This window comes from Romboutsia sp. (assembly GCF_035470145.1).
GTDB lineage: Bacteria > Bacillota > Clostridia > Peptostreptococcales > Peptostreptococcaceae > Romboutsia_D.
Map to the genome: position 1 here is coordinate 1 of NZ_DATIRC010000279.1, position 7140 is coordinate 7140.

The 7140-nt window shown below is 32.9% G+C and carries 9 protein-coding genes and 1 other annotated feature; all 9 genes read left to right on the forward strand.

Annotated features, from left to right (window positions below; genetic code table 11):
* The coding region (locus VLM92_RS11520) for a hypothetical protein (RefSeq protein ID WP_331681713.1) at positions 1-102 on the forward strand (102 nt) is incomplete at its 5' end.
* A gap of 212 nt (positions 103-314) precedes the next feature.
* Complete coding sequence (gene rpmG, locus VLM92_RS11525; protein WP_003421192.1) at positions 315-464, forward strand: 50S ribosomal protein L33; 150 nt, start codon at positions 315-317, stop codon at positions 462-464.
* Between the two features lie 25 nt (positions 465-489).
* On the forward strand, positions 490-711 hold the full coding sequence (gene secE / locus VLM92_RS11530) for a preprotein translocase subunit SecE (RefSeq protein ID WP_325276482.1): 222 nt from the start codon (positions 490-492) through the stop codon (positions 709-711).
* Between the two features lie 19 nt (positions 712-730).
* Positions 731-1273: a transcription termination/antitermination protein NusG gene (gene nusG, locus VLM92_RS11535; protein WP_325276483.1), complete on the forward strand. Its 543-nt coding sequence runs from the start codon at positions 731-733 to the stop codon at positions 1271-1273.
* Positions 1274-1314: 41 nt separating this feature from the next.
* Positions 1315-1740, forward strand: a complete 426-nt coding sequence (rplK, locus tag VLM92_RS11540) for a 50S ribosomal protein L11 (RefSeq protein ID WP_325276484.1) — start codon at positions 1315-1317, stop codon at positions 1738-1740.
* Positions 1741-1817: 77 nt separating this feature from the next.
* On the forward strand, positions 1818-2516 hold the full coding sequence (rplA, locus tag VLM92_RS11545) for a 50S ribosomal protein L1 (protein WP_325276485.1): 699 nt from the start codon (positions 1818-1820) through the stop codon (positions 2514-2516).
* 51 nt (positions 2517-2567) lie between these two features.
* Positions 2568-2698: a sequence feature (ribosomal protein L10 leader region), on the forward strand.
* 45 nt (positions 2699-2743) lie between these two features.
* The gene (gene rplJ, locus VLM92_RS11550; protein WP_325276486.1) at positions 2744-3247 is read left to right on the forward strand and encodes a 50S ribosomal protein L10; all 504 of its coding nucleotides are present in this window, start codon (positions 2744-2746) and stop codon (positions 3245-3247) included.
* A 77-nt stretch (positions 3248-3324) separates the two neighbouring features.
* A complete protein-coding gene (gene rplL, locus VLM92_RS11555; RefSeq protein ID WP_325276487.1) occupies positions 3325-3687 on the forward strand; it encodes a 50S ribosomal protein L7/L12 in 363 nt (120 codons plus the stop codon).
* 356 nt (positions 3688-4043) lie between these two features.
* On the forward strand, positions 4044-7140 hold a 3097-nt coding region (rpoB, locus tag VLM92_RS11560; protein WP_325276488.1), incomplete at its 3' end, for a DNA-directed RNA polymerase subunit beta.

The following is a 7140-nucleotide window of genomic DNA, read 5'->3' on the forward strand; positions in this document are numbered from 1 at the left end:
GAGTTAATAAACTCAATAGCAGTAGAAGAAGGATTAAGATTCGCAATAAGAGAAGGTGGAAGAACAGTAGCATCAGGTGTTGTTGCTTCTATAGTTGAATAATCTCTTATATACGATTAATCAATAGATAAAAAAGAGGGGATTATACTCCTCTTTTTTTAACTTGGAAACTACAAAAACATTGACACGACTATTATTTTGTGATAACTTATACAAAGTAATGACTCAGGAAGGTAATAGTATCTTAATAATATAAATTAAGGTATTATCTTAATAATATATATTATGTATTAACAAAGTTGGAGGTGTAGCAGATGAGAGTTAAAGTAACTTTAGCATGTACAGAATGTAAGCAAAGAAACTACAATACTACTAAAAATAAGAAGAATAACCCAGACAGAATAGAATTACAAAAATACTGTAGATTCTGCAAGAAGCATACTACGCATAAAGAAACAAAATAGTTTTTTATAAGGATGTGAGTGTGAAGTGTCTGCCCAAGTAAATCAAGGCATAAAAACTAAAAAAAATTTCAGTTTAGTTTCATATGTAAAAGAAACTAAGCAAGAATTAAAAAGAGTTTCATGGCCAACAAAAAAAGAATTACTTAAAAATACAGGGGTGGTTTTAACTGTAGTTATTTCATCTACTATATTAGTGTGGGTTTTAGATAGTGCATTATCTGGTGCACTAGGGCTGATACTAAAATAGATAAAAAGGAGAAAATAATATGTCGGAATTACAAGAAGCTAGATGGTATGTTGTACATACTTATTCAGGACATGAGAATAAAGTTAAAGCTACTATAGAAAAAGCTGTAAAAACAAGAGGTATGGAAGATTGCATTACACAGGTGGTTGTACCAACTGAAGATGTAGTTGAAACTACTAAAACAGGAAAAGAAAAAACTAGACAACGTAAGGTATTTCCTGGTTATGTCATAGTTAAAATGGTAATCACTGATGAATCTTGGTATGTCGTAAGAAATACTAAGGGTGTTACTGGATTTGTTGGACCAGGGTCTAAACCAGTGCCATTAAGTGAAGAAGAAGTTATAACTATGGGTATCGAATTGACTGAGCCTAAAATAGCGAGTAACGATATCGATCTAGAAATAGGTGATACTGTAGAAGTTATTAGTGGTCCATTTGGTGGACAGGTAGGTACTGTTGAAGAGATCAACCTTGAGACAAAAGAAACAAAAGTGTGTATAGACGCATTTGGTAAGAAAACTCTATTTGTTGTAGAGTTCGATAGTATACAAAAAATTTAATTGCTATATTTAATATAGAAACAATATAAGGAGGTCCGCAAATGGCTAAAAAAGTTATAGGTCAAATAAAATTACAAATACCTGCAGGGAAAGCTACACCAGCTCCACCAGTTGGACCAGCATTAGGACAACACGGTGTTAACATAATGGGATTCACAAAAGAATTCAATGCTAAGACTGCAGATCAAGCTGGAATGATAATACCAGTTGTTATAACTGTATACCAAGATAGATCATTCTCATTCATAACAAAAACTCCACCAGCTGCAGTATTATTAAAGAAAGCTGCTGGTTTAGATTCAGCTTCAGGAGAACCAAACAAGAAGAAGGTTGCAACTTTATCTTCTGCTAAGATAAGAGAAATAGCTGAATTAAAAATGCCAGACTTAAACGCTGCATCAGTAGAAGCTGCTATGAGTATGATAGCTGGTACTGCAAGAAGTATGGGAATAGTTGTAGAAGACTAATTTTTAAAAATTAGACACTTCTTTATAGAAGTGGGAGGTTGAAAAAACCGAATAAAACCACAAGGAGGACATGTAAAATGGCTAAAAAAGGTAAAAAATACGTAGAAGCGTTAAGCAAAGTAGATAGAACTAAGTTCTATGATGCTACAGAAGCATTAACATTAGTTACAGAAGTTGCTACTGCTAAGTTCGATGAAACTGTAGAAGCACATATAAAGTTAGGTGTTGATTCAAGACATGCTGACCAACAAGTAAGAGGAGCAGTTGTATTACCTCACGGAACTGGTAAAACTAAAAGAGTTTTAGTTTTTGCTAAAGGTGAAAAAGCTAAGGAAGCTGAACAAGCTGGAGCTGACTTTGTAGGAGCTGAAGATTTAGTTCAAAAGATACAAGGTGAAAACTGGTTTGAATTTGATGTAGTTGTTGCTACTCCAGATATGATGGGTGTAGTAGGTAGATTAGGTAGAGTATTAGGACCTAAAGGTTTAATGCCAAACCCTAAATCAGGAACAGTTACATTTGATGTAGCTAGAGCTATAGATGAAATAAAAGCTGGTAAGGTTGAATACAGATTAGATAAAACTAACATAATACACGTTCCAGTAGGAAAAGTATCTTTCGGTGGAGAGAAACTAGCTGAAAACTTCGCAGCATTAATGGATGCGATAATAAAAGCTAAGCCATCTGCTGCTAAAGGACAATACTTAAGAAGTGTTACAGTTACATCTACTATGGGACCTGGTGTTAAAATAAACCCAGCTAGAATAGCAGAATAATAAAACTGTTGACATGGTTAAACAAAAATGTTAATATAACATTTGTTGATATAAAAAAGAATAGATTTGCCGTAGACAGTAGGTGCTTTAAAGCTTAATATTCCTACCGAGGTTTTAGATAAATTGAAATTACTAAAGCTTTTGTTGTCTACTTTTGACTCAGAAGCTTTTTTAAATGAAATTGCGGCGAATACTAAACCTATTAGGTGAAGGAGGTGCACAATTAGATGAGACAAGCTATAGAAGTTAAGTCACATGTTGTTACTGAAATAGTTGAGAAGTTACAAAAATCATCTGCTGCTGTTGTAGTTGACTACAAAGGGTTAACAGTTGAAGAAGTAACTGAACTAAGAAAGAAAATGAGAGAAGCTGGTGTTGAATACAAGGTATACAAGAACACTTTAGTAAGAAGAGCTGCTAAAGAGGTTGGTATAGAACAATTCAATGACGAGTTATTAGTTGGAACTAATGCGATAGCTTTCGGATACGAAGATCCTGTTGCTCCAGCTAGAATATTAAAAGAATTTATGGATTCTCATCCAAAGATGCAATTAAAGATGGGTGTAGTAGAAGGAGAATTCTACAACGAATCTCAAATAGTTGAGTTCGCTAACATACCATCAAGAGAAGTTCTTCTTGCTAAATTACTTGGAAGCTTAAAAGCTCCAGTGTCAAACTTCGCATACTTAATAGATGCGTTAATAAAGAAAGAAGAAGGACAAGAAGCTTAATTGTCAAATTAGAAAAGTTAGATATAATTATATAATAACTTATTAAATTTAATGAAAAAAATTCGGAGGTGCTAAAAATGACAATAGAACAAATATTAGAAGCTATAGAAAACATGAAAGTTTTAGAATTAAATGAATTAGTTAAAGCTGCTGAAGAAAAATTCGGTGTATCTGCTTCAGCTCCAGTTATGATGGCTGGTGCAGTTGCTGGTGGAGCTGCTGAAGAAAAGACTGAGTTCGACGTAGTATTAACTAGTGCTGGAGCTTCAAAAGTTGGAGTTATAAAAGCTGTTAGAGAAATAACTGGATTAGGATTAAAAGAAGCTAAAGAAGTAGTTGATAATGCTCCTAAGACAATAAAAGAAGGCGTTTCTAAAGAAGAAGCTGAACAAATGAAAGAAAAGTTAGAAGCTGCTGGTGCTTCAATAGAAGTTAAGTAGTTTTCTTTAAAAGATGTCCTTTGGGACATCTTTTTTATTCTTAATGATTTTTAGAAAGTTAAGTTATATATTTTCATGGTGTATAAAAATGTTAAATTACATGTTTAAAGGTATATTAACTTAAATAGGTGGAGTCTTTTGACTTCTTTTTTTATGTAACAAGAAAATATGTAAAAAAAATAGAATTTTAAATTGGTATTTTGTGCATAATAGATAATGCATATTTGTAGCGTAAATTAAATAAAAAGATTAGATATAAGTTACATATTGAAAAATACTTGACATTATGATAAAATTATTAGATGCGTTAGAATAAACTATGGTTTTATTTTTAATTATTGAGAGGTGAAAAGTGAATGCCACATCCTGTCACGATAGGTAAAAGAACTAGAATGAGCTTTTCTAAGATAAAAGAAATAGCTGATGTACCAAATCTTATAGAACTACAAGTAGATTCTTATAAGTGGTTTATCGAAGAAGGTTTAAAGGAAGTATTTGAAGACATTTCGCCAATAGAAGATTATACAGGTAATCTTATATTAGAATTTGTTGATTACTCTTTAGATGATAAACCTAAATATGACATAGAAGAATGTAAAGATAGAGATGCTACATATTGTGCACCTCTAAAAGTTAAAGTAAGACTTATAAATAAAGAAACTGGGGAAATTAAAGAGCAAGAAGTTTTTATGGGAGACTTCCCGTTAATGACAGAAAAGGGAACTTTTATAATTAATGGTGCTGAGAGAGTAATAGTAAGTCAATTAGTTAGATCTCCAGGGGTTTATTATGCCCAAGAAAGAGATAAAACAGGAAAGAGGTTGATATCATCAACTGTTATTCCTAACAGAGGTGCATGGTTAGAATATGAAACAGATTCTAATGATATTATATCTGTAAGAGTTGACAGAACTAGAAAACAACCAGTTACAGTCTTATTAAGAGCTTTAGGAATAGGAACGGATGCAGAGATAATTGACCTTTTAGGTGAAGATGAGAGATTAGCTGCAACTTTAGAAAAAGATAATACTACTACAGTTGAAGAAGGTCTGATTGAAATATATAAGAAATTAAGACCAGGTGAACCTCCGACAGTAGAAAGTGCATCATCATTATTAAATGCTTTATTCTTTGATCCTAAGAGATATGATCTAGCTAAAGTAGGTAGATATAAGTTTAATAAAAAACTTGCTTTATGTTACAGAATAATGAATAAAGTATCGGCTGAAGATATAGTTAACCAAGAAACTGGTGAAGTATTCGTTAAAGCTGGTGAAAAAATAAGCTATGAAATAGCTAGGGATATACAAAATTCAGGTATAAACGTAGTTACTTTATTAGTTGATGATGAAAAAACTGTTAAAGTTATAGGAAATAATTTTGTAGACATTAAATCTCATATTAGCTTTGATATAGATGGATTAAATATAAAAGAAAAAGTTCACTATCCAACGTTAAAAGAAATAATAGAAGAGTATAGTGATGAAGAGGAAATAAAAGAAGCTATAAAGTCTAGAATAAAAGAGCTTATACCAAAGCATATATTATTAGATGACATAATAGCATCTATAAACTATGAATTTAATATATTCCATAAAATAGGAAATATAGATGATATAGACCATTTAGGGAACAGAAGAATAAGATCAGTTGGGGAATTATTACAAAACCAAGTGAGAATAGGTCTTTCAAGAATGGAAAGAGTTATAAAAGAGAGAATGACAGTTCAGGATATGGAAGCTATAACGCCACAGGCATTAGTTAACATAAGACCTGTTTCTGCAGCGATAAAAGAATTCTTTGGAAGTTCTCAGTTATCTCAGTTCATGGATCAAACGAATCCGCTATCTGAATTAACTCATAAGAGAAGATTATCAGCATTAGGACCAGGTGGACTTTCAAGAGAAAGAGCTGGATTCGAAGTGCGTGACGTTCATCATTCGCACTACGGTAGAATGTGTCCTATAGAAACTCCAGAAGGACCAAACATCGGTCTTATAAACTCATTAGGTACTTATGCTAAGATAAATGAGTTTGGTTTCATAGAATCTCCATATAGAAAAGTTGACAAAGAAGCTGGTAGAGTTACTAATGAAATACAGTATTTAACAGCAGATGAAGAAGATTTATTCATAAGAGCCCAAGCAAATGAGCCATTAGAAGAAGATGGAACGTTTGTAAATAGTAGAGTTGTATGTAGAACTAAAAACGGTGCTGTTGAATTAGTTGCAACTAACAAAGTTGACTATATGGATATATCTCCAAAACAAGTTGTTTCTATAGCAACAGCTATGATACCATTCTTAGAAAATGATGATGCCAACCGTGCGCTGATGGGATCAAACATGCAACGTCAAGCAGTGCCTTTAGTTAGAAGAGAAGCTCCGGTAATAGGTACGGGAGTGGAATACAGAGCTGCTAAAGACTCAGGAGCAGTTGTAGTTGCTAAGAATTCAGGTATAGCTGAAAGAGTAACAGCTGATGAGATAATAATAAAAAGAGAAGATGGAAATAAAGATAGATACAACTTACTTAAGTTTAAACGTTCAAACCAAGGTACTTGTATAAATCAAACTCCTATTATAAATAAGGGTGATCAAATAGAACAAGGTGATGTTATAGCAGATGGACCTTCTACGGATCTTGGAGAAGTAGCATTAGGAAGAAACTGTTTCATAGCATTCATGACTTGGGAAGGTTACAACTATGAGGATGCCATCTTAATAAATGAAAGATTAGTTAAAGAAGATAGGTTATCAACAATTCATATAGAAGAGTATGAATGTGAAGCTAGAGATACTAAATTAGGACCTGAAGAAATAACTAGAGATATACCAAACGTTGGAGAAAGTGCTATAAAGAACTTAGATGACAGAGGTATAATAAGAATAGGTGCTGAAGTAGATTCAGGAGATATACTAGTTGGAAAAGTAACTCCAAAAGGAGAAACTGAACTTACTGCTGAAGAAAGATTACTTCGTGCAATATTCGGAGAAAAAGCTAGAGAAGTTAGAGATACTTCGCTTAAGGTTCCTCATGGAGAAGAAGGTATAATAGTTGATGTAAAAGTATTCACTAGAGAAAATGGTGATGATTTATCTCCAGGAGTTAATGAACTAGTTAGATGTTATATAGCTCAAAAGAGAAAAATAAAAGTTGGAGATAAAATGGCAGGGCGTCATGGTAATAAAGGGGTTATCTCTAGAATATTACCTGAAGAAGATATGCCATTTATGGAAGACGGAACGCCTATGGATATAGTTCTTAATCCACAAGGTATACCATCTCGTATGAACATCGGTCAGGTTCTTGAAATGCACTTAGGACTTGCAGCTAAGAAATTAGGATGGCATGTTGCTACATCAGTATTCGATGGAGCGAATGAGTATGATATCCAAGATGCTCTTGAGCAAGCAGGATATTCAAGAGATGGAAAATTAACTTTATTTGATG

Bases quoted from the DNA above. Each gene is read 5' to 3' on its own strand.
- rpmG (WP_003421192.1), top strand. From the start codon at position 315: ATGAGAGTTAAAGTAACTTTAGCATGTACAGAATGTAAGCAAAGAAAC.
- rplK (WP_325276484.1), top strand. From the start codon at position 1,315: ATGGCTAAAAAAGTTATAGGTCAAATAAAATTACAAATACCTGCAGGG.
- rplJ (WP_325276486.1), top strand. From the start codon at position 2,744: ATGAGACAAGCTATAGAAGTTAAGTCACATGTTGTTACTGAAATAGTT.
- nusG (WP_325276483.1), top strand. From the start codon at position 731: ATGTCGGAATTACAAGAAGCTAGATGGTATGTTGTACATACTTATTCA.
- rplL (WP_325276487.1), top strand. From the start codon at position 3,325: ATGACAATAGAACAAATATTAGAAGCTATAGAAAACATGAAAGTTTTA.
- rplA (WP_325276485.1), top strand. From the start codon at position 1,818: ATGGCTAAAAAAGGTAAAAAATACGTAGAAGCGTTAAGCAAAGTAGAT.